Below are 23,125 nucleotides of genomic sequence, written 5' to 3'. Positions count from 1 at the left end.
AGGGAACTTCGGCCAACGCTGGCCCCACATGGGGGCCAACACATGGTTTATTGGTTCCAGCGGGCTACCAGATCGTCGTAGTTGACGGTCTCGCCCTGCGGCTTTTCATTGTCCAGCTTAGCTTTCGCCCCGCCTTTGCCCAGCCATTCAGAGGGATCTTTTTCCTCGTTCAGACGCGGGCCACAACCGCCGTAAACACCAGCCGCCTCATCTGCCTGCTGCATCCGGGCCATGGTGATGTCCATCTCTTCGGCCAGACGATCCATCGCCTGTTGCGGTGTAAACGCACCAGAGTTCACATCACCAATCTGCTGCCACCAGATCTGCGCCAGCTTGGGATAATCAGGCACGTTGATACCGGTTGGCGACCATGCCACACGATCGGGCGAACGGTAGAATTCGACCAGACCGCCCAGTTTCGGTGCGCGTTCGGTAAAGGATTCATGGTTCACCGTGGAATCGCGCATGAACGTCAGACCAACGTGGGATTTTTTCACATCCACGGTTTTGGACGTCACGAACTGAGCATAAAGCCAGGCCGCCTGCGCCCGATCAGATGGTGTGGACTTAAGGAAGGTCCAAGACCCGACATCCTGATAGCCAACCTTCTGACCTTCTTCCCAATATGGGCCGTGCGGCGATGGCGCCATGCGCCACAGTGGATTGCCCGCATCGTCAACGGTGTTGTTGCCTTCCGACTTTGGCTTCACCATGTCGGCGGTAAAGGCCGTGTACCAGAAGATCTGCTGGGCCACATTGCCTTGCGCCAGCGCTGGCAAGGATTGGTAGAAGTCATAAGACGCCGCACCCGGAGGCGCATAAGCCCGCAGCCATTCGTCCCATTTGCGGATCGCATAGACCGCCGCCGGACCGTTGGCCGCGCCGCCCCGAGTAACAGAGGCACCCGCAGGGTTACACGAACCGGCCTCCATCCGGATGCCCCATTCGTCGATTGGCACGCCGTTTGGTTCACCCTTGGAGCCGGTGCCTGCCATCGACAGCCAGGCATCGGTCATCCGCCAGCCCAGATCGGGCGCGCGTTTGCCATAATCCATGTGACCATAGATCGCGACACCATCAATTTCTTTCACGTCATTGGAAAAGAAATCAGCAATATCCTCATAGGCAGACCAGTTGACCGGAACACCCAATTCATAACCATACTTGGCCTTGAACGCAGCTTTGTTGGCTTCGTCATCGAACCAGTCCTTGCGGAACCAATAGAGGTTCGCAAACTGCTGGTCGGGCAACTGGTACAAGTTACCGTCCGGACCTGTGGTGAACTGAATGCCCATAAAGTCATCCAGATCAAGCGTTGGCGATGTCGTCGCCGCCCATTCGCCATTCATCTGTTCGGTCAGGTTATAGGCCAGCTGCAACCGCGAGTGGGTGCCAATCAGGTCGGAATCGTTGACATAGCCGTCATAGAGGTTCCGCTGGGTTTGCATCTGCGTCTGAACAGCCTGCACCACTTCGCCTTCACCAAGGATCTGGTGGTTTACCTTGATCCCTGTGATGTCCTCAAAGGCCTTGGTCAGTACTTCGGATTCATAACCATGCGTCGGGATACCTTCCGACAGCACGTTGATCTCCATACCCTTAAACGGTTCCGCCGCACTGATGAACCACTCCATCTCGGACATTTGTTCGTCTTTGCTAAGCGTGGACGGCTGGAACTCTTGATCAATCCATTTCTGAGCCGCTGCCGTATCGGCAAAAGCAGTCCCAGACCCCGCGATGACGGCCAATGCCGCAGTCGCGGAGAGCAGATACTTGCGCATCTTGTCTCCTCCCAAAGTGTTTGTGAGCCGGACCATGCCGACCTAACACTACGCTAATGCCAGAAATGCAAATCTGTCAAACTAAATTGTTAGTAGTTAATTTACCATTACTTACAAATAGTTACCGAGACGAGGCATTATTGACGTAGGGTCACTGCTTCGCCCTACCCTGCTCTTCCCGGTCAGAAACACATTCCGCCAACCAATCACACAACCTGGTCACATGGGCATTGTTCTGGTTTTGCGGCGTCACCAAATAATAGCTGTTGCTGGTGGTCATCCCGCCCGCATGCAATGGCACCAACTGGCCGCTTTGCAGCTCCTGTTCAATTAAATAGTCCGGGATCAACCCCACCCCCAAAGACGCCGTCGCCGCCGCGATGATCATCAGAAATTGATCAAAATACTTCCCCGACATCGCCATCGGCCGATCAATCTCCAAATCCTCCAGATACTCCTGCCAGGCAAACGGACGGGTCGCGAGGTGCAACAGCGGCACCGCGCCTAGGTCTTGCGAACCCTTCACCCCATGCTTGTCGATAAACGCAGGCGAAGCGACCGGAATCAATGTCTCGCTGCACAGGTAGCGTAGATCGGCGCCCGGCCAGTCGGCCTTGCCGAAATGCACAGCCAGGTCAAAGCGCCCCTCGGACATGTCAAAAGGTTCCAACCGGGTGGAGAGGCTTACCTCGATATTCGGATAACGCTCAAAAAATGCAGGCAGGCGCGGAATCATAAACCGGCTGGCAAAGGCGGGCAGCGTGGCAACACGAATGGCGGCCCCCATCTTGCCCGCAGACACCGCCCGCATGATGGTGCGGTGCATATTCTCCAGATCAACGGCCAGCCCATCCGCCAGATTTTGCCCGGCGGCGGTCAGAACCACCCCCCGCCCGACACGGCGGAACAGGGCAGTGCCAACCGTGTTCTCCAATTCCTTCACCTGACGGCTGATCGCGCTTTGCGTCAGATGCAGCTCTCCGGCTGCCAGCGTAAAGCTTTGGTGCCGGGCGGCGGATTCGAAACTGCGCAAAACAGCATGGGACGGCAGATAACGCCTTTGGTATTCTGACATTGCGGGTGTTCCTGCCTCAAGATGCGGTCATAGTCACCCATACCGGCGTCCGGCAGGTTGAGATATGAATATTATTCATGAGTGGATGAGTATCAAGCGATTGTATCTGCCCACCGGGGCGCATTAGGTGGCTGCAATCTGAAATGGCGGCAGGCAGCTCTATCACATGCCGATCCCGCCTTTTCTCAACAGCTATGATTGAGGGTTGGCTATGAAAAAGATTGCAGTTCTTGGGCTTGGAAAAGTTGGCACATTGGCAGCGGAACTGCTGCACAATTCAGGGTTTGACGTGACCGGCATAGATATGGCGCAACCCGCCACATCGCTGCCTTTTGCCGTCAAGGCGATGGATCTGAGCCAGACCGGCGACGTTTCTGCCGAGTTTGCACAGCAAGATGCCGTCCTGTCCTGCCTCCCGTTTCACCTGAACGCCCGGCTGGCGCAGATCGCCCATGATGCTGGCATCCACTACTTCGACCTGACCGAAGACGTGCCAACCACCAAATCCATCATTGAGCTGAGCAAAACCTCCAAAGGGTTGATGGCGCCGCAATGTGGTCTGGCACCGGGTTTCATCGGAATTGTCGGCGCAGATCTGATCGCATCGCTTGATGAATGCCGCAGCTGTAAAATGCGGGTTGGTGCCCTTCCGCAAAACCCCACCGGCTTGATGGGTTATGCCTTCAATTGGTCGCCCGAAGGTGTGGTCAACGAATATCTGAACGACTGCGAAGTGATCGAAGACGGTGAGATCAAGTGGGTCTCGGCGATGGAATGGCTCGAAGATATCTACATCGACGGGGTCAAACTTGAAGCTTTCACGACCTCAGGCGGTTTGGGCACAATGTGCGACACCTATTTGGGCAAGGTTGCCAACATCGACTACAAAACCATGCGCTATCCCGGTCACGCCGCGCAGATGAACTTTTTCTTCCACGAGCTGTTGATGCGCGAGCGCCGCAAAGAGGCAGGAGAGATCCTTGTGAACGCCAAGCCGCCCGTGGATGACGACGTGGTCTATGTGCACGTCGCGGCAGAGGGCAAGAAAAACGGGCGAATGGCCCGCAAGGAGTTTGTGCGCGGCTACCGTCCGATTGATGTTGCAGGCAAATCCCGCACGGCCATCGCGTGGACCACCGCAGGATCGGTCGTCGCAATCATCGAAATGGTGCGCGACGGCAAGTTGCCAGCCAGCGGGTTCCTCAAGCAAGAAGACATTCCGCTGTCCGATTTCCTCGCGACGCCCACAGGCGGCCTTTACGCCCAATAGTGTCAAAGTTTGCCACGGTTTCGAGCACAGTCGGAACCGCGGCAATTCTCCAGAGAATCAGAGCCGGGCCCGCTTCAAACACGTTGGTTACAAAAACGACCACCGCAAATGGCCCGCTTACGTATAGATGCCAAATACGCGACAATGCCCCTTAAAACTGGGCTATTGATGCACTTCAACAGACCAATCCACCCCAGAAACAGTTACTTTGTTAACGAATAAACTTGCTTGAACAGGGGTTTCTCCGGAGGATTGTGCCAATTTTTAGGCACTTCTCTTTGATCCCTCGGGGGCGGCAATATTGTTTTGTACTGTCCGACATATTCTGCGCGGCCTTGTTTTAGCCAGCGCTTTTGCATCAGGACTGGCGGTTCAGCCGGCCCTGAGCCAAACGCGCAGCGCAACGCTTGAGTTCGAGAACATTACATTCACCTCTGCCGACACCATCCGCGATTTTGTTGGGCGGCATCTGGGGGATCCTGATCTATGGCCCTACGTCCTTGAACTGAACCAGATCGCAACACCCACCGATTTACGGCCCAACGACACGCTCAAGATGCCGGTCAAACAGGTTCGCGCGGCGGACGAGGCGCTCCAACAGGCGCTCAACACCATCCAGACCGCAACAGCGGAAGGCGCGCAAGTCTTTGCGCCGGTTCAGATCGGCAATGCCGTCGCCAGCCGCGAAACCGCGCTGGAGCGGCGTGAAACCTATCAGTGGGGCGAGGTCATTGATCTGTCCGACATCGCCACTCTGCTGGCGCAGGAGGCGCTTGAGATCGCGATTGCCCAACGCGACCGCTCTGCCGAGGCGGTCGTGTCCGATGTGCAAGGTGATGTGCAGGGCCGCGCCCCGGCCGAGCCGCGCTGGTCTGGTCGAAACCTCAACGACATTCTGATCGAATTTGAACGCGTGCGCACCCTTTCGGGCAGCACAACCCAGATTACCTTTCGCGATCTGTCGCGCCTGCGGTTGAACGCCAATTCCAATGCCACGATCCAACGCATGCGCTCTGACCCGTTGACCGGGGATGAGGTGACTAAGGTCTCGCTGGTGGACGGCGACTTTTATGCGGTTCTGAACCAACTGTCGGACAAGACCGCTTTTGAAATTGATGTGCCGGGTGTCGAGACCAAGACGAACTCATCGGATTTCTGGGTCAAGAACGACACCAGCGGCGCAAAGTTTGTGAATTATGATCAAGCCAGCCTTGAGGTCAGGCAGGGCGATACTGCCGTGGTGATCGGTGAAAATGAAGGTGTTGTGCTCAACCGCGACGGCGCCCAGACCGCCGATGTTCTGGATAGCCCCGTACTCAGCCGACCGGACGATAATGAAATCTTGTATTCCAGCGCTGTTGATCTGGCTTGGGCCGGATTTGACGGCGCTGCGGGGTATTGGATCGAAGTGGCCCGCGACGCTGGATTTAATGAAATGCAGGTCAGTGAATGGGGCATCGCCGAAACCGCTTTTACCACGCCGGAATTGCCCCCGGCTCGCTATTTCTGGCGGGTTGCCGCGCTTGATCAATTGGGGCTCCCCGGACAATGGAGCAAACCCGCTGGCTTTATCGTGCGCCGGGACAACACGCCGCCGTTTCTGACGTTGCTGGCCCCCGGTGATGGCACCCTGTCCGAAGAGCCGACGATCATCGTCTTCGGCGCGTCCGAGCCGGATGCCACTGTCCTGCTCAACGGTGCGCCGCTGGAGCTGAACCAGGACGGCAGCTTTGAAATCGAAGTGCCTTTGAATGTGGGCGAAAACCTGCTGCGTCTTGATGCAACCGATCTGGCAGGAAACCAAAGCAACCTTGGACAAACCGTCATTTACCGCCCCGCGGTTGCGGTTGAGATCGCATTTGATCCTGCCATGCCCCGCGCTGACGATGCTTTTGCTACGCGATCTGGGGAACTGGTTGTTCGCGCGGCGACCACCGCGCAACCCGATGCACCGGTCGTTGTCATTGATGCCTCGGGCGCTGTGGTGGTGCAGGCCGTAACAGGCCCACAAGGCGCCCTTTCGTTTAGTGTCCCGGCAACATCTCAAATTCAGGGCTATCAGATTGAAATTTTCGCGCCCAATGGCAAATCCGAAGGTCGCGCCGATTTCTTTGTCTTACGCGATGAAATGCCCCCGGAGGTGAAGCTTGATCTGCCGCTACCCAAGGCCACTGACAATCCTGATCTAGAGATCACCGGCACGGCAGGGGATGCGGTCAACCTGACACTGGATGGCCAGCCCGTGGAGATTGCTGACGGAGCCTTTGCCATCGCAACCGAGCTGCAACCCGGCATCAACGATTTTGATCTGCTGGCGACCGATGCTGTTGGCAACGTCACGGCTGTACGCTTGCAAACCGTTTATGACATTGAGCCACCCGTGATCACCCGCGCCGAAGTGATCCGAGCCGAAGGCAATGCCGGGCCAATCACCATCGAAGTGGCCGCAACCGACCCAAGCGGGCTGCGCAAGTCCGCCACCTATCTGATTGAGATTGGCGGTGCGGAACGGGACGGATTTTTGCGCTGCGACAGTGGCGCGGGCATCTGCCGCGCCAGCCTGCCGCCCGAAACCGGCCAGATCCAACTGATCGAAGTGGCCGTCGAAGACTACGCCGGAAACACGGCATTCAAATGACCTCTCGGGCGCTGCGCCTGAGGGATGGAGGAAGACGATGAACTGGATGAAACGCATCACACTGGCTGCCGGCGCCCTTACTGCGCTTGCCCTGCCGCTGAGCGCCCAAACCACCGCTGACACGGCCAGCCTGCTGGTGGTCTACGGAATCTCCGCGCCCAGTTCCGAAGGCGACGTGGATCACCGCGAACAGATCCTTTTCTCGATCCCTGAAAACACGCCCGGACGTGTCTATGTGCGCATCTTTGATCCCGAAACCAGCGGCAACGATGACTTCACCTATGGCGGCCCGCGCGATTCATTGACGACCTATCGCATCATGGGCGGCGAAGGTGCCTTTACTGGCGCAACCCGCCCCGCCATGGTGCAGGAACGCGAACGACCGGCCCGTATTTCGACCCTCACAACCGATCCTGGCAAGGTCTTGGCGCAATCTGAATACGGCTATGATAAAGGCACCGATGGCCGCTGGGTAACACTGGGCACCGTCCGCGCGCGTCAAGGTGAGATCGTGAATGGCCGCGCCTATTTCCGCATTGATGTGGACGGTACCGCCGGCAACGACGGCAACGGTTTTTCGGTCGCTGTCAGCACAGTGCGCGACCGTAACCGCGCGCCCAATGACCTGTCGATGTTCGCCTACCAGCCCACGATCAGGTGGAGCGCCGGCACATCCGCAACCCGCGTCACGGTAGACCCCGCCGCGCAAGGGCCGTTCAAGGTGCAGAATTTTGACGGCGCCAAGGGCGATCTGACCTTTGTGACCGACTACACTGATATACCGCTGCAAATCTCTGGTCAGAACTATTGGTCCATCGACAGCGCGGCGCCGGAAAGCGGCGCTTTGGCACTTAGTCTTAAAGGCGGGTTTGAAACACCAAATGATGTGACCGTATCCGTGTTTGACAAAGACGGCGCAGCCGTCGGCTTGCAAATGCCCCCGGTAAAGGCGCTTGATCCGGCCCGCCCGACAGCCATCGGAACCGCCAGCCCTCTGGCAGATTGCCGCGCTGTAGCCTTTGACGCCAGCCCCTCGCAAGGGCGCGTGCCGCTCAGCTACATCTGGGAGTTTGGCGATGGCAAATCGACCGATCAATCCGTGATCGCACACCGCTATGACGCGCCGGGCCGCTATACCGCGACACTCAAGGTGATGGAACAAGGCACCCGTGCTGGCCGTGGATCCAGCGTTGCCGTACCCGTGCATGTCCGGTCTGGCCCAACAGCCAAACCCGGCGATCCGATCACAGTGGCCCCCGGTCAGGTTGTGCCTTTTGACGGTTCAACATCAGAACCATCAGACAGCCCCATCAGCCGCTACATCTGGAGCTTTGGCGATGGCACCGGCGCGGCTGGCAGCTATGCCGAGAAAACCTATGAAAAGCCAGGCACCTACCGCAGCAACCTGCGGGTTGAAGACAACAGCGATCACCCCTGTAACTTCGGCGTTGAAACCCGCCTGATCACGGTCAACTTTCCCCCCGTCGCCGAAGCAGGTACGGACCAAACCGCCGAGACCGGCCAAACGCTGCTGTTTGATGCCAGTGCCAGCTACGACGTGGATGGAACTCTCAACACTTATGTTTGGGACATGGGCGACGGCACCATCATTGAAGGTGCACGGATCAGCCACACCTACACCAAGCCCGACACCTACTATGCCACCCTGACCGTCAAAGACGACAGCGGCGTTGAGAACAATTATGACTGGGATCAATTGATCGTGGTCGTGAACGCGCCGCCAGAGCCGATGTTCACGATCCCGGACCGCCCTGTGTCTGTTTCCGAGGCAGCCAGTCTCTCTGCGGAGGCCAGTGTTGATCCCGATGGATCGATCCTGTCCTACATGTGGGATTTCGGTGATGGCGCATTGGGGGACGGTGAGATCGTCGAATACGCCTGGACCGCGCCGGGGATCTATACCGTGACCCTGACCGTCACAGATGACAGCGGCACGGCCTCAGCCATTCAAAAGATCGAAAAGCAGATCGTGATTGATGCCGCCCCAACCGCGAATGCAGGTCCGGCCCAATTTGTCACGGCCAGCGAAGTCCAGTTTGACGGCACCGCGTCCTCCGATCCCGAAGGTGGGATCACATCCTACGAATGGGACTTTGGCGATGGTCACACTGGCACCGGCCCGACGCCGGTTCATGCCTATGCGCGGCCCGGCATTTACGAGGTGGCGCTTGTCGTACGCGACGAAAGCACTGCACCTTTGAACGTCGACCGTGCCACAACAACGATCACGATCAACGCCACGCCTATCGCCGATGCTGGCCCGCCCCTGACCGTGGCACCGAACGAAGAGTTTGTCCTGTCTGGCCGCGCCTCACTGGACCCCGATGGCCGCGTCAGCGTCCACGAATGGACGTTGCCGGATGGCACCTCACAATCTGCCGAACGCATCGCTGTCGCTTTGGCCAGTCCCGGCCTTTACCGGTTTGGTCTGACAGTCAAAGACAGCTTTTCCGGCGGCCCGGCGGCTGACACAGCCGAGACATTGATCACCGTCAACGCTGCCCCTGTTGCAGAAGCGGGTGCCGACCAGCTGGTCGCGCCGGGCGATCCCGTGCGCTTTGACGGCGGTCTGTCCTACGACACGGACGGCGAGATTATCAGCTACATGTGGGAATTTGACGATGGTGTTGATCCTGTTGCTATCCCCGCCTTTGAACGCACCTATGACACCCCCGGCGTATGGTCCGCGCAACTGGTCGTGACCGATGACAGCGGCGTGACCAACGCCACCGACACCGATGATCTGACCATTCGGGTCAACCACGCCCCGGTCGCCGAAGCCGGACCGCGCATTGATACCGAAGTTCTACAGGTCTCATTTGACGGTTCAGCCTCCTCAGATGCCGATGGTGATGCGTTGATTTATGCCTGGGATTTTGGCGACGGCTCCGCCCCGATGGAAGGGGCGCAGGTCACCCATGTCTACGAAAAATCCGGCATCTACCCGGTGACGCTGCGCGTCGATGACGGGACGGGCCTGAAGAACGCGAAAGCCATCGACACAACGGTCGTCACGATCAAGACCCGTCCAATTGCGGTGGCAGGCGGCAACAAGGATGTGTGTTCCGGCCAGCCGATCCTGTTTGACGCCTCAGACAGCTCCGACCCCGATGGCAGTTTGCTGCTGTATTCCTGGGACTTCGGCGATGGCGAAACCTCCGATCTGGTGAACCCGTCAAAAACCTACGAACAGCCCGGCGCCTATCCGGTCACCCTGACCGTGCGCAATGGCACCGGCACCGAATGGGGCACCGCGGTGGACCGTATCGCCGCCCTGATCCGCGAAGGACCGATCTCTGATGCTGGCGAGGATATGACCGTTTGCACCAATCAGGCCGTGCGCTTTGACGGGTCCGGATCGACCGATGCAGATGGGGCGGTGAACTCTTTCGCCTGGACCTTTGGTGATGGCGGAACAGCCAGCGGTGAACGCCCTGAATACCGTTTCAAAAAGCCCGGCAACTACGTGGTGAACCTGACCATTACAGGCGAAGCTTTGGGGTCCTGCAGCCCGCTGGACACCGATACCGTGAATGTCGAGGTCGTCGCAGCGCCCGCGCAGACCATCGTCGGCTCTGAACGCGCCGCCGCTGGAATGCCTGCGAAGTTCTCCATTGATCTCAGCGATCTTGAGGGGGCATCCGTGATCTCTCACAGCTGGAGCTTTAGCGATGGTGCAACCGCAGAAGGGGCTGAGGTTTCGCACGTCTTTGAAACACCGGGCGTTTATTTTGCGACCCTGAAAACGGAGCTTTCTGGCGGCAACCAAGGGTGCAGTACCATCGAGACAACCCGCAAGGTTGTGGTCAATGAGGCACCTGCCGCTGACATCAAGGGCCCGCAATCCATGGCCGCAGGTGAGGCGGTGATCTTTGATGCGGGCGGCTCAAACGACGCGGATGGCGTGATCATCAACTACGCCTGGGACTTTGGCGATGGCAACACCAGCGAAGGCTTGCGCCCCGCCCACCGTTTTGCCAAAGCCGGTACCTACAAGGTGGCCCTGACGGTGACGGATGATGCGGGCGTTGGTAACAGCCGTGTCACCCGCGAACATGAAGTTGTGGTGAATCCCGCCCCGGTCGCCGATCTTGAAGCGCCGCAATGGATCTGTCCTGCCGTGGAATTGCCTTGGCAGGTTGACGTTCCGGAAGGTACGGATGTTGCATGGATCTTCGGCGACACCGGTGTGCGTGCCGAGGGGGCCAGTGTGCGCTACCAATTTGCAAATCCGGGCCTCTACCCGGTGAGCGTCGCCTTGGATGACGGCAAGAACCTCGCCAACAGCCAACGCCGCGAGGAACGCTATGTGCGGGTCAATGCGGCACCAACGGCACTTGCCGGACCGGACCGTGTGGTCTGCCCTGGCGATGTGACGGTATTTGATGCCGGTGCTTCGGGTGATCTGGACGGCCTGATCGAACAGTTTGAGTGGAAGTTCAGCGATGGCGTGACACTGACCGGCCCAAGGGTTGAGCGCAGTTTTGATACCGCTGGTCCTGTCACCGTGGATCTGGTCGTGACCGACAATAGTGGTCTGACCTGCGGCACCGGTACAGATCGCGCAGCCGTTCTGGTCAATCATACACCAAGCGTCGATGCCGGGCCGGACATCACAACAAAGCTGGGCGCGGCCCATGACGTTGCTGATTTTGATGCATCCAATGCCTTTGACCCAGATGGCCAAGGCTTGGACCTGCACTGGAATTATGGCGACGGAACCACCGGCACAGGCGCAGTATCACGGCATCGCTATGCAACGCCCGGCACCTACACCGTGACGGTTGAGGCACGCGACCCAACCGGGTTGGCCTGCGGGGTCGGCCGTGACACGGCAACTGTCACGGCGCTGCCGCGCAACTGATCTTTGCCCACGCCGCAGCGGTCAAACCGCTGCGGCGTGCGGGTGGCAGATAGCCCATATTCAGAGCCTGTTTTCTGCTCTAAGGTGCGCACATGAGATTTCCATTACGCATCAAATTTTTCCTGTTTGCCACTTTGCTTGCCGTGCTGCCGCTGGCCATTGTTGGCCAGAACCTGACCAAGCTGACCCGCGACGAATTAAAGAGCGCCGCCAACGAAGATCTGACTGCAGTTGCCAGCCAGCTGCGCCGCGCCTTCGACAATGAATTTCAGGGCCGCTGGCTTTCACCGCTGCAAGTGATCCGCAATGGCATCGACAGCCCCGATCTGGATGTACAACAGAAGGTGTCCCTGCTGACGCTGGGCATTCAGGAACTTCCCCAAGTGGTCGCGCTGCAATTGGCGATTGACGGATCAAAACTGCCAATCCTTGCCCCGGATCAGGGCTTTGCCCAACGGCTGGACGCTGCGGGACTTGATCCTGTCACCACACTCAGCACCTCTCCGGAACTCTTGGCTGATCTGCGGGCACGCGGTGCCTACGGCAAGCCGCTGATTGACCAGATTGATGCGACCGGCGATTGGATCGCGACCATCGCCCTGCCGTTGGACACCAAGATCGCAGGCCGTGAAGTCACCTTTGCCGCAAAGATCAACCTTGCCTCCATGGCAGCGTTGGTGGCCAATCACCCGTTCTCGGCGCGTGGGGAAATCTCTGTGATTGATCCTCAGGGGTACACTGTTTTAACGCCCGAGCGCACCTCGCTCACGGACCGGTCATTGGTCCGCTCTGCCATGCCACTGATTACGGCAAACGCGCGGGCCGACACCTTGCAAGGCTATACCCGCACCGATGGCACCAAGATGCTTGGCGCTTACGCCTTTCCCAACCGGTTTCCCTGGGCCGTGGTGACCGAACAAAGCGAAGATCAAGCCTACGGCGTGGTGAATGCCATCACGGAACAGATCCTGATTGTTGGCCTGCTGGGGTTTGCGATTGCCAGCATCGGCGCCCTCATCTTTGCGCGGCGACTGACCAAACCCATACTTGAGATCGGCAGCGTGGCAGAGAAGGTCGGTAGCGGTGATTTCAGCGCCCGTGTGCAAAACGTCAATTCGCGCGATGAAATCGGCGATCTGTCAAACCGCATCAACCAGATGATCGGCCATCTGGGAGAACGATTGGAGCTGATGAAATTTGTCAGCCACGGCACCATGAACGCCATTCAAGGATCGCATGAAGCAGGCATGTCGCGCGGCGGGCAACGGCGGCGGGTCTCGGTCATTTTTACCGATATTCGCGGCTATACCGAATTCTCCGAACGGGTACCGCCCGAGGTCGTGATTGAGGCGCTGAACCAGTATTTTGATGTGCAGACCGATATCGTCGAAGAACATAAGGGCGACGTTGACAAGTTCATCGGTGACGCACTGGTCGCTGTTTTTGAAGGCGAAGAGATGGAGATTCGCGCGGTACAATGCGCGGTCAAGATCACCAACGCGATGCAAGACCTTTTGATGAAATTTCCCGACTACAACCTTCATGTGGGCATTGGCATCGCATCAGGTGAAGTGGTTGTCGGGGCCATGGGCGCCCGGGAGCGGATGGATTTCACCGTGCTTGGCTCCACCGTGAACCTGTCAGCGCGCCTGTGCTCCAAAGCGGATCCGGGGCAGGTTCTTCTGGATCAGGCAACCCGAGATGCCAGCGGCGATCTTGAGGGTGTGGCATTCGAAACCTTGGCGCCAATTGCCTTGAAAGGTTACGCCAAGCCGGTGCCGAACTTCGCGGCAAAGGCCGTCACAGCGTAAAGTTGGCCCAAGCCCAGACCATCGCGATATAGGTCAGCTGATGAAGCAATTGATCAACCCCAAAGGCCCGCCAATACCCTGGGTCGGTTGGCGTATATCCCGTCTTGTCCGAATGCACCCCTTTGGCCCAATCAATGTGGTAATGCACAACCAGTTCCACGAGGCAGAGGATCGCGACAAACATCACCGGCGCCCCGCAGACCAGCAGGGCGCAGACAGAAAACGCCGCATGCAGCCCGGCATGTTGCGCACGACCCAAATGGACATACTGCCCACGGCCGGACAACATGCGCGGCGTTTGCAGAAAAAAATCCGCAAACAGGTGTTTGATCTCCAGCAATAACAGCAGGAGCAAAGCGGTCTGAAGCTCTGCGGTCACGCACGTCCTCCCTCAAGGTACGATCCTAACGGAACCTGCGAAACCTGCAAATCAATTGATTTTAGCGTCCCAGAGTTGTTAAGACTCTGAGGTTGATGATTTTCAAAGTCTTTTTGTTTCACCTCAGCATTGGATCTGCCCCATCGAACGCACGCTGTTCAGTTTCATCTGGAAATATTCCAAACGCGATCAGCTGATTTTGCTGGCCGTGACGCTGACGCTGTTTCCATTGCTGTACCTGACCTTGGAATTGCCCAAGCGGATCATCAATGACGCCATCGGCGCGGGCGGGCCTGTCACCGTTTATGGCTACGAAATGCAGCAGGTGCCGTTCTTGATGTTCCTGTGCGGTCTGTTCCTGTTGTCCGTCTTTGGTCACGGCATCATGAAAATGCGGATCAACACGATGAAGGGGGTGCTGGCCGAACGTTTGCTGCGGCGGCTGCGGTATACCCTGATCGCGCGCATCCTGCGATTCCCCGCCCCCTATTTCGAACGCACCAGCCAAGGTGAGCTGGTTTCGATGGTCACGTCGGAATCCGAACCGATGGGCGGGCTGATGGGCGATGCAGTTGCGCAACCCGTCTTGCAAGCAGGCCAGATGGCGACGATCCTTGGCTTCCTGTTCCTGCAAAGCTTTACCTTTGGGTTGGCCGCCTGCGCGTTCATTCCGCTACAGGCGTGGTTGATCCCCAAACTGCAGCGGCAAGTGAACAAACTGAACAAAAAACGGGTGATCCAGTTGCGGGCGCTGGCGTCGGAAATCGGCGAAAGTTCGGCAGGAGCAAGCACCCTGCGTGTCAACGGCGGCTGGCGTTATCGTCTCGCGATGGTCTCCTTCCGTTTGGGGCGGCTCTTTGCCATCCGGTTTGAGATCTTCCAAAAGAAATTCTTTATGAAGTTCGTCAACAACTTCATCTCGCAACTGACACCGTTCTTTTTCTATTCGCTTGGCGGCTATCTCGCGATCAAGGGCGAGATCACCGTGGGCGCCCTTGTTGCGGCTCTGGCTGCTTACAAAGACCTGTCCAGCCCATGGAAAGAACTGCTGGCCTATTACAACCAGTCTCAGGATATGGCCCTGCGGTGGGAAACCATTACCGAACGGTTTGCCCCTCAGGGCATGATCCCCGAAGACCTGTTCGATGGTTATCCTGAGAAGCTGGAAGATCTGGCAGGAACAGTCCAGTTGCACGGCGTCAACGTGCAGGATGCCGATGGTAATCCGGTGCTCGAAGACTTGAACGTCACTTTTGATGCCGGCACCTCCATCGCCATCACCGCGCCCAGCGATGAAGACCGCCGCGCCCTTGCAGAGGTGCTGGTGCGTGAGGTGATCCCGTCTTCGGGCAAGATCACCATCGGCGATCTGCAGCTTTCCGACCTGCATCAGGCAACAATTGCCAAGCGCATCGGCCACGCCACATCCCGTCCCGTGATGTTCCTCGGCAGCTTTGGCGACAACGTCATGCTGCCCCTGAAGCTGCAGCCTGGCGGCGAACAAGACGAAACCGCCGCAGAAAGCGCACGGGCAGGCAACAGCACAGACCCACTTGAAACAGATTGGCAGGATATCGAAGACGACGTGTCAGCCGAAGATCTGCGGTCCTGGTGGCTGGAATTGATCACCGGGATGGGCATTGATCAGGCGCTGTTCAAACGCGGCGTCGAACAGCGGATCAATGCAACGGTCCATACCAAACTGGCCCGCGCGTTGGTCGCACTTCGGCCTGATGTTGAAAAAGCGGTCAGAGATGCCGGCCTGCGCGATGCTGTTTATTTCTTCCGCGAGGATCTGTTCAATCCCAGCCTACCCGTGGCCGAGAACATGTTGTTTGCCACGTCGCGCAATCATGTCACCGCAGAAAACCTGCTTGAGCAGGCGCAATTCCTGAACCTTCTCGAAGAGTTGCATCTTGAGGCGGACCTGCTGCAACTGGCGGCCGATATCGTTGATCTTTTGCGCCAGATATTTGGTCTGGACGGCACCGATCATCCGATGTTCCGCAAGCTTGGTCTCGATCCAGAAACCTACGAAAATGCTGTCGCATTGTTGACCAAGCACCAAGACGGCGGTCAGCTTGAGCGCGATGAAAAAGCCCGTCTTCTGGCCGTGACCTTTGTAATTTCCGCCGACAAACTGGGCACCGCGTTTCCCGAAGAAATCACCACCCGCGTGCTGCAAATCCGCAAGGAACATGGCGCGCAATTGCAAGCCAGCATGGTGGATCTGCTCAGCCCGATTGACGCGGATGCACCGGTTGCGGGCCTCACTGTGCTGGAAAACGCGCTCTATGGCCGGATCGTGGCCAGCGCCGGCGCCAAAGCCGATGAGTTGCGTGATCTGATTGGCGACATCCTGCGAAAGGCGGATTTGGCCGGCCTTGTGCTCGACCTCATTTTTGAGATGCCGCTGACCTTGGGCGGTGGCAATCTGCCCGCATTGCTCACGGAATCGCTCGCCATAAGCCGCGCCACGATCAAGCGACCTCACATATTGATCCTTGACGGTGTGCTGGCCAGCTTTGATGACGAGACCCGGAACATCCTGCCGCAAAAACTGCGCGCATTGTTGCCACGCACCACGATCATCTGTCTTGCGCCCAGCTTCGAAAACACCGGCGATTTCACAGCCGTTTACGAGATGCAGGCAGGCCGGATTTCGTCCATTGCCAGTGCCGCGCCACAAGATGAGGACAGCACCGTCAGCGCCGATCTCGCCCGCAAACTGCGGGCCATCGAAGGGACCGACCTGTTCTCTGGCCTCGCCCGCAAACAACTGCGGCTGCTGGCCTTCGGGGCGCGGTGGTACAAGGCCGAGCCGGGCGAATATGTTTTTCATAAAGATGACGACCCGACCTCTGGCGCCTATCTGGTGATCGACGGGGAAGCTGATCTGCTGCTGCCCCGTGACGGCGAGGATGATCTGCTGATCACGACCTCTGGCCCCGGCGCATTGGTCGGGGAATTGGGCCTGATCCGCAATGTACCCCGCGCGTTGGATATGCGGGCCAAATCGGACCTGACCTGCCTGCGCATTGGCGGTGAGGAATTCCTTGATGTGGTCGGCAGCGATGCTGGCACAGCCTACAAACTGCTACAGGTTGTCGCGGGCTACGTATCCAACTGAACAGGATGATTATCCAGAAATGTTTGCGCCGCTGCGGCCTTGGCCCGGCCCCGCATCAACGCTGCAATGGCCAATGTCTGGGCAAATGGTAGCACCTTATCAAGATCTACGGCATTGCCCGGATATCCCGCTAAGACAGCGTCAAAGCTGCCTCGCCCGTAAGCCAACAAAACCGCAGCCAGATCCCAGCGACAGTCACAGCGCCGCGCCAAACCGAAATCCAATATCGCGATCCCGCCGTGCCGCTTCCGGAACACTTGATCTGCATGCAAATCGCCGTGACAGACGGCAACGCGGGTGTTTTCTGGAGCCAGGGTATGGTTGATCAACTCCTGGTACAGAGCCTGCTTTGCGCCCGGCCGCAATTTGCCCAACCCAGACAGGGCCGATGGCAAGCTGACCGGAATTTCCTCCCATGCGTCCTGATCGAGACCGTGTATCACCCCAAGTGAGTGACCCAGATCATTGGCCGGTTGCCGGGGCAGCGGCCCTGACAATGGCCGTCCATCCACAAAATCGTCCAACACCCATTGCGCAGAAATTTCTGGCGTCGTCACCTCCTCAGAGGTTAACACCGGACGGACAACTGCAGCGCCATTTTGAGAAAGCGTGCGGCGCAATCTGGCATCGACCGCTGGATGTAGCCCCGGCGCACCGGGTTTAAGCACGCGCAGCGCATAGGTGCGCCGGTCTGTTTGAATACGCCAGATCGATGCCTGTGCCCCGCCACCCAACACCGAAATCGCAACCGCTTTTTCCCCCAATGCGTCAAAGATCGGGGCCAGCTTGGCCAATTGCGCCTGTGTCTGTACATCCATTGCGCTAATCTGACCGATGCCCTTCAAACTTGCGCAGAGACACATCAGCCGCTTCCAATTGGCGCCTGACCGATCCGGCAATCTGAACCGCCTCTGCTGTATCGCCATGCAGGCAGATCGTATCAATCTGTGTCGGAATATGTTTGCCGCTTTCGGTGATGATTGCGCCAGCCTGAACCATCTGAACCATCCGAGCACCAGCATGATCCGCGTCATGGATCACCGCACCGGGCAAAGACCGGTCCACCAGCGTGGCATCGTCGTTATAGGCGCGGTCGGCAAAGATCTCTCCGGCCCAGAGGCAGCCCAGCTTTTCCACCGCCGACTGTTGCGCGGTGGCGGCCAGCACCATGACAATCAAATCGGGCGCAACGCTCAACGCCGCCTCGTATAGGTCACGCGCCATGTCCTCGTCTTCGGCACACATGTTGGCCATTGCGCCGTGCAGCTTGAGATGCCGCACTTCTGCGCCCACGCTGCGGGCCATGCCGAGACTTGCGGCCACTTGATAGCGCACTTGATTTTGCAACGTCCCGCGCGGCACTGACATGCGGTTGCGGCCAAATCCGGCGATGTCCATGAACCCCGGATGCGCGCCAATGCCCACACCGTTGCTTTGGGCCATCGTCATGGTCGCCGCCATCACATCCGCATCACCTGCATGACCACCACAAGCGATATTTGCCGAGGTCACAATGTTCAAAAGCGCCGCATCGTCGCCCATTTTCCATGCGCCATAACTCTCTCCCATATCCGCGTTCAGATCGACATGTGGCATCTCAATTCTCCTCTTCAAAAGGGTTCGCTTGAGCCGAAACCGCGCCGCTGATCAACTGGTAGCCCAGCAGATCACGGATATTGGCCGGATCACGCACAAGCGGCATCACTTTGGACGGCAGTGATTTCAGCTCAGACAGAAAGCGGGTTTGCAACGCGATGGCCTCGGCCATCTCAACAAATTCAAACCGGATCGTGGCCCCCATCTGGGCCTGCGCAACCCGCGGCAGATCACAAGGGATCACTGTGCCGATGCGCGGATATCCCCCTGTTGTCTGGCATTCATACATCAGCACAAATGGTGCGCCATCACCGGTGATTTGGATATCGCCGGGCACAATGACCTCGGACACGATGGTAAGCTGCCCTTCGGTGGCGAACCCCTCGCCCGGTTGATCCATCCGCACACCCATGCGATTGGCCCGAGCATCACGGGCAAATTGTGTTTGGCAAAACCTGTCCCGCGTGTCTTGCGAAAAGGACGTTGTTTGCATTGAAGACACCACGCGCACCGCGCCACCGCCAAAGCGGGTCACAGGTGTCAGGGTCATGCCCACCTGCCCCGCCCCGTCCTGGCCAAGCGGCAAGCTGTCCTCATCCTGCAAAGCGCGGCCCAAACCCGCGCTGAGATGGCTGGACCGCGATCCCATCTGTGGCGGCGTGTCAAATCCACCGCCCACATGCAGGTATCCATAGCTGCCGTTTCGCGCCCCGCCGATGGTCAGCGTCGCACCGGCAGGTAGCAGATGCGAGGCGTTCCAGATAAGCGGGTCACCGTCGATGTTTGCCGCCATTTCCGCGCCCGTCAGGGCAATGCGGATCTCGCCACTGGCCCGAAATGCGCCGCCACTTCCGGCCATTTCTATCGCCGCCGTATCGGCAGGCTGCCCCAAGAGCGCCGCACCCTCGTAAAGAGCGACCGGATCAGCCGCACCGCCTATGGTCAGCCCCTGCGCCCGAAAGCCGGGACGCCCCAAATCTTGCAGGCTCAGCCCCGGACCGGCTTGGATAATGCCCAGATGCGCAGTCATGTCAGTGCCTCTGAACTGGCACCACCATTGCCGCTGTCGTCTTTGGCACGGATCTGCGCCAACTCGGCTTGCGTCACAGAAGGGAACACCAGTTCATCCCCCGGTGACAAGGCAAAGGGTTGCGATGCATCAGGGCGGAATGTGCGAAAGGCGGTTTGGCCGATGTGCCGCCACCCTGTGGGAGAGGCGTTGGTAAAGATGATCAACTGCCGGATCGCCACCACCAGCGCCCCCGCGGGCACGGACTTGGTCAACGCCTGCTGGCGCGGGATATTCCATGTCTCGCTGAGCTCTCCCATATAGGGCTGGCCGGGTGCAAAACCGATGGTCAGAACCCGCACCCGCGATGTCGACAATTCGCGGACAGCTGAATCAGGATCAACGCCCGCAGCCTCTGCGGCCTCTTCCAATTGCGGCGCCAGATCCGTGCCATAGACGGTCGGCACATGCCACAAAGTGCGCCCCGCTGGCAAAGGCGCATTAAGCCAGTCTGACAGAGCAAGCAGGTCTTGCAGTTTCTCAACCAGTGCATCCGGCGCTGCCTCTGCCAAATCAACCTGCAAGAAGACCGATACCAACGATGTGCTGGTCTCTGCCACCTCGGGCCAGTCTGCCGCATCTACAGCCGCGCGAAAGGCCAGGGCGGCGCGGTTGGCAGGCTCTGACATTTTGTCGGCAAAGCTGACCAATATGCCAGACAAGCCGACGGTACGTATCTGAGGCCAGTCACTCATCCCCAAGCGCCCATTTGTAGAGGCGCGGCAAAAGCACCGGCGTCAGATACATTGGCAATTGCCAACAGCCGATAAACACCATCAGCGGCGCCAGAACCTCGGCGGGCAGGGCCACCAGAAAGATCGCGATATTGCGGTTTCCTGCACCGATTGCGATAGGCCCGGCGACCGCCTTGAGTTTGCCGTGCCGGAGGGTCAGCAGCGTGAAAAGCTGCAACAGATAGCTGATCGCGAAAGCCAACAAGGCCCACCACAGAACCGCTACCGGATCGCTCCGCAAGGCGGGGTTCAGCGCTGCCATCAGCCCCACAACAATTGAGGAGAAGGCGATCACAGACAACCCGTCGAGCGCCTTGATCTGGGCCGGTGAGGGTCGCGGAAAGAACAGCCGGCGCAACACAAAACCGGTGCCCGCCGATACCGCGATGATCACCAACAACCGCAACGCTGCAAACACCACCTCCGACACCGGGCCAAGCTGTGGCAACGCCGCCAGAACCGGCAGAACAGTAAGAGGAAACGCCGCCGTGCCCAGCACGAAAATCTGCATCATGCGCCCGCCATCCAGCCCGAGGATCAGCGCCAGATTGACCGACCCGGCAATGGCGGGGGCAGCACTTGCCAGCACGATGGCGAGGGTTGCTGGGCTGTCGCCGAATCCTGCCAAAGTCATGATGCCCAAGCCCGCCAGCGGCACGCCCATTTGCAGCAGCAATACTGCGCTGAGCCCCCAGCGCAGATCGCTCACCGCGCCCATTGCCGCGCGCCAGCCAATGCGCAACGCCGTGATCGTCAGCAGCCCTGCAACCATATGCGGCAACCACGGCACCAAGGCATTCGCGACGGTGGGCAACAAAAGCCCGCCTGCCAACCCGAGGATCAGACAGAGCCGCGCATGGGACGATGCGGCAGATAAGATGTGTTGGATCATAGGTCACTGTCTCAGGACGGCCCGCTGCGCAGGTTCTCTGGCAGCCATGTCGCAATCTCCGGGAACCAGATCAAGACAAAGACCATCAGAACCATGATAAAAAACATCGGAAGCGCCGCGCGGGTGATATAGCCCATCTCGTGATCGGTCATGCCTTGCAGCACAAAAAGGTTAAATCCGATGGGCGGCGTGATTTGTGCCATCTCGACCACCACGACGACAAAAATGCCAAACCAGATCAGATCAATGCCCGCGCCCCGCACCATCGGCTCGACCACGGCCATGGTCAGAACAACCGATGAGATACCATCAAGGAACATGCCCAGCACGATGTAAAACACCAAGAGCGCCATCAGCAGCTGGAAGCGGGTCAATTCCATCGCCGCAATCCCATCCGCCAGCGCTCGTGGCAATCCGGTAAAGCCCATCGAGAGCTTCAGAAATGCTGCCCCCGCAAGGATCAGCGCGATCATCGCAGAGGTTCGCGTGGCCCCCATCAGACTTTCGCGGAAACTGTCCCAGGTCAGCGACCCTTGGAACATCGCCAGCACCAGCGCCCCGATGACCCCGATGGCCGCCGCTTCGGTGGCTGTGGCCAGACCCAAATACATTGACCCGATGACCACAGTGATCAGGGCAAACACCGGCAACAGGAACCGCGAATTGCGGACCTTTTCGGCAAAGCTCATGCCGGTTTCAACATCGGGATTCCAATCCTTGGAGGTGAAACTGACAAAGGCCACATAGGCCATAAACATGCCCGCCAAGACCAAGCCCGGAAACACGCCTGCAAAGAACAGTTTGGTGATGCTTTCGTTCACCGTGACGCCGTAGACAATCAATGCCAGCGACGGCGGGATCATCAGACCCAGAGTGGCCGCCCCTGCCAATGTGCCGATGATCATCTTCTCAGGATAGTTTCGGGCCCTCAGTTCCGGGATCGACATCTTGCCCACTGTGGTCAGGGTCGCAGCAGATGATCCAGACACCGCCGCAAACACGGTGCATGACACGATATTGGTATGCACCAATCCGCCCGGCAACCTTGCCAGCCATGGTGACAGCCCCTTGAACATATCCTCGCTTAATCGCGTACGATACAGGATCTCTCCCATCCAAATGAACAGGGGCAAGGCCGTCAGTGTCCAGGAACTGGACGAAGCCCAAATCGTAGTGATCATCGTGTCGCCGACCGGGCGGGTGGTAAACAGCTCCATCCCGACCCAAGCGACCCCCATCAGGGCCAGCCCAACCCAGACACCTGTGCCCAACAGGAAAAACAAGACAAAAAGGAAAAGCGTTATGGCGTAAATCTCTGTCATGTTCTTATTCCCCGTGCGTCTGATCGACGATGTCGCGGCTGATGCGGTGCTCACCTTTGAACAGCACATTTAGCAAGTTGTCGGTCAGCGCGATCGCCAACAGGCCGCCCCCCAAGACCATCACCGATTGCGGTATCCACAAATGCGTGGCGTCCTGCCCTTGTGAGACCTCTTTGAATTTCCACGACCAGTAGACAAACCAGTAAGCGTAATAAGTGAAATACCATGCGATCCCCGCCGCCAGCGCAAAGCACCAGATCTCCAACAACCTTTTCGGGCCGGGTGGCACGGCGTTCAGCAGGACGGATACACGGATGTGCGCACCGCGATTCAAAGCATTGGCAAAGGCAAAAAAGCTCGCCGCGGCCATGGCATAGCCGGCATAACTGGGCGCACCGGGAAAGATCTCGCCAATCCAGCGGGCCAGCATTTGTGCCACGATCAAGCTGAGGATCGAGATCAGGCATAGCGCGGCCAGAACGCCGGATGCCAGATACAGAAAATCGAGGAACCGTCGGAGGAATGTCATGATCTGACCCCTGT

General features: G+C 58.5%; 15 protein-coding genes. 5 read left to right on the top strand and 10 right to left on the bottom strand.

Annotated features, from left to right (window positions below):
• Nucleotides 1–47 precede the first annotated feature (47 nt).
• Both K3754_RS01670 and K3754_RS01665 read right to left on the bottom strand, forming a co-directional pair.
• On the bottom strand, nt 48–1,781 hold the full coding sequence (locus K3754_RS01670) for an ABC transporter substrate-binding protein (RefSeq protein ID WP_203209341.1): 1,734 nt from the start codon (nt 1,779–1,781) through the stop codon (nt 48–50).
• A 151-nt stretch (nt 1,782–1,932) separates the two neighbouring features.
• Nucleotides 1,933–2,856 (bottom strand): LysR family transcriptional regulator, encoded by a 924-nt coding sequence (locus tag K3754_RS01665; RefSeq protein WP_203209342.1) that lies wholly within the window; start codon nt 2,854–2,856, stop codon nt 1,933–1,935.
• A gap of 211 nt (nt 2,857–3,067) precedes the next feature.
• Here K3754_RS01665 and K3754_RS01660 point away from each other — a divergent pair, with 211 nt between their 5' ends.
• The 4 genes from K3754_RS01660 to K3754_RS01645 all read left to right on the top strand — a co-directional run bounded on the left by K3754_RS01660 (nt 3,068) and on the right by K3754_RS01645 (nt 13,460).
• Nucleotides 3,068–4,126 (top strand): saccharopine dehydrogenase family protein, encoded by a 1,059-nt coding sequence (locus K3754_RS01660; protein ID WP_259940319.1) that lies wholly within the window; start codon nt 3,068–3,070, stop codon nt 4,124–4,126.
• A 301-nt stretch (nt 4,127–4,427) separates the two neighbouring features.
• Nucleotides 4,428–6,764 carry a FecR domain-containing protein gene (locus K3754_RS01655; RefSeq protein ID WP_203209344.1) on the top strand — a complete coding sequence of 779 codons (2,337 nt, stop codon included), beginning with the start codon at nt 4,428–4,430 and terminating at the stop codon, nt 6,762–6,764.
• Between the two features lie 37 nt (nt 6,765–6,801).
• Nucleotides 6,802–11,649 (top strand): PKD domain-containing protein, encoded by a 4,848-nt coding sequence (locus K3754_RS01650; RefSeq protein ID WP_259940314.1) that lies wholly within the window; start codon nt 6,802–6,804, stop codon nt 11,647–11,649.
• A gap of 92 nt (nt 11,650–11,741) precedes the next feature.
• Nucleotides 11,742–13,460, top strand: a complete 1,719-nt coding sequence (locus K3754_RS01645; protein ID WP_259940311.1) for an adenylate/guanylate cyclase domain-containing protein — start codon at nt 11,742–11,744, stop codon at nt 13,458–13,460.
• On the opposite strand, the gene K3754_RS01640 is transcribed toward K3754_RS01645, so the two are convergent.
• A complete protein-coding gene (locus tag K3754_RS01640; RefSeq protein ID WP_203209347.1) occupies nt 13,450–13,839 on the bottom strand; it encodes a DUF3307 domain-containing protein in 390 nt (129 codons plus the stop codon). The genes K3754_RS01645 and K3754_RS01640 overlap by 11 nt on opposite strands.
• Nucleotides 13,840–14,038: 199 nt before the next feature.
• On the opposite strand from K3754_RS01640, the gene K3754_RS01635 reads away from it, so the two are divergent.
• On the top strand, nt 14,039–16,969 hold the full coding sequence (locus tag K3754_RS01635; RefSeq protein WP_259940307.1) for an ABC transporter transmembrane domain-containing protein: 2,931 nt from the start codon (nt 14,039–14,041) through the stop codon (nt 16,967–16,969).
• On the opposite strand, the gene K3754_RS01630 is transcribed toward K3754_RS01635, so the two are convergent.
• Genes K3754_RS01630 through K3754_RS01600 form a run of 7 tightly spaced genes read right to left on the bottom strand, consistent with a single transcriptional unit; the run spans nt 16,954 to nt 23,111 of the window.
• Entirely contained in the window at nt 16,954–17,787 is an 834-nt protein-coding gene (locus tag K3754_RS01630; protein WP_259940305.1) for a phosphotransferase family protein, read from the bottom strand. The genes K3754_RS01635 and K3754_RS01630 overlap by 16 nt on opposite strands.
• 4 nt (nt 17,788–17,791) lie before the next feature.
• A complete protein-coding gene (locus K3754_RS01625) occupies nt 17,792–18,565 on the bottom strand; it encodes a LamB/YcsF family protein (protein WP_203209350.1) in 774 nt (257 codons plus the stop codon).
• A gap of 1 nt (nt 18,566) precedes the next feature.
• Nucleotides 18,567–19,595: a biotin-dependent carboxyltransferase family protein gene (locus tag K3754_RS01620; RefSeq protein WP_259940303.1), complete on the bottom strand. Its 1,029-nt coding sequence runs from the start codon at nt 19,593–19,595 to the stop codon at nt 18,567–18,569.
• Nucleotides 19,592–20,329, bottom strand: a complete 738-nt coding sequence (locus K3754_RS01615) for an allophanate hydrolase subunit 1 (protein WP_259940301.1) — start codon at nt 20,327–20,329, stop codon at nt 19,592–19,594. Before K3754_RS01615 ends, K3754_RS01620 begins: the two co-directional genes overlap by 4 nt.
• Nucleotides 20,322–21,260: a hypothetical protein gene (locus tag K3754_RS01610; RefSeq protein WP_259940299.1), complete on the bottom strand. Its 939-nt coding sequence runs from the start codon at nt 21,258–21,260 to the stop codon at nt 20,322–20,324. Before K3754_RS01610 ends, K3754_RS01615 begins: the two co-directional genes overlap by 8 nt.
• 11 nt (nt 21,261–21,271) lie before the next feature.
• Nucleotides 21,272–22,582, bottom strand: a complete 1,311-nt coding sequence (locus K3754_RS01605; protein ID WP_203209354.1) for a TRAP transporter large permease — start codon at nt 22,580–22,582, stop codon at nt 21,272–21,274.
• 4 nt (nt 22,583–22,586) lie between these two features.
• Nucleotides 22,587–23,111 carry a TRAP transporter small permease gene (locus K3754_RS01600; RefSeq protein ID WP_203209355.1) on the bottom strand — a complete coding sequence of 175 codons (525 nt, stop codon included), beginning with the start codon at nt 23,109–23,111 and terminating at the stop codon, nt 22,587–22,589.
• Between the last annotated feature and the right edge of the window lie 14 nt (nt 23,112–23,125).

Origin of the sequence: Sulfitobacter sp. M368, assembly GCF_025141875.1 — a bacterium.
GTDB lineage: Bacteria > Pseudomonadota > Alphaproteobacteria > Rhodobacterales > Rhodobacteraceae > Sulfitobacter > Sulfitobacter mediterraneus_A.
The sequence above is the reverse complement of the archived record's forward strand: the minus strand, read 5'-3'. Positions and strand labels throughout refer to the sequence as shown.

Excerpts from the sequence above, each read along its gene's own strand:
- K3754_RS01670 (WP_203209341.1), bottom strand. The coding sequence starts at position 1,781 with ATGCGCAAGTATCTGCTCTCCGCGACTGCGGCATTGGCCGTCATCGCG.
- K3754_RS01665 (WP_203209342.1), bottom strand. The coding sequence starts at position 2,856 with ATGTCAGAATACCAAAGGCGTTATCTGCCGTCCCATGCTGTTTTGCGC.
- K3754_RS01660 (WP_259940319.1), top strand. The coding sequence starts at position 3,068 with ATGAAAAAGATTGCAGTTCTTGGGCTTGGAAAAGTTGGCACATTGGCA.
- K3754_RS01650 (WP_259940314.1), top strand. The coding sequence starts at position 6,802 with ATGAACTGGATGAAACGCATCACACTGGCTGCCGGCGCCCTTACTGCG.
- K3754_RS01645 (WP_259940311.1), top strand. The coding sequence starts at position 11,742 with ATGAGATTTCCATTACGCATCAAATTTTTCCTGTTTGCCACTTTGCTT.
- K3754_RS01630 (WP_259940305.1), bottom strand. The coding sequence starts at position 17,787 with ATGGATGTACAGACACAGGCGCAATTGGCCAAGCTGGCCCCGATCTTT.
- K3754_RS01625 (WP_203209350.1), bottom strand. The coding sequence starts at position 18,565 with ATGCCACATGTCGATCTGAACGCGGATATGGGAGAGAGTTATGGCGCA.
- K3754_RS01620 (WP_259940303.1), bottom strand. The coding sequence starts at position 19,595 with ATGACTGCGCATCTGGGCATTATCCAAGCCGGTCCGGGGCTGAGCCTG.
- K3754_RS01615 (WP_259940301.1), bottom strand. The coding sequence starts at position 20,329 with ATGAGTGACTGGCCTCAGATACGTACCGTCGGCTTGTCTGGCATATTG.
- K3754_RS01610 (WP_259940299.1), bottom strand. The coding sequence starts at position 21,260 with ATGATCCAACACATCTTATCTGCCGCATCGTCCCATGCGCGGCTCTGT.
- K3754_RS01605 (WP_203209354.1), bottom strand. The coding sequence starts at position 22,582 with ATGACAGAGATTTACGCCATAACGCTTTTCCTTTTTGTCTTGTTTTTC.
- K3754_RS01600 (WP_203209355.1), bottom strand. The coding sequence starts at position 23,111 with ATGACATTCCTCCGACGGTTCCTCGATTTTCTGTATCTGGCATCCGGC.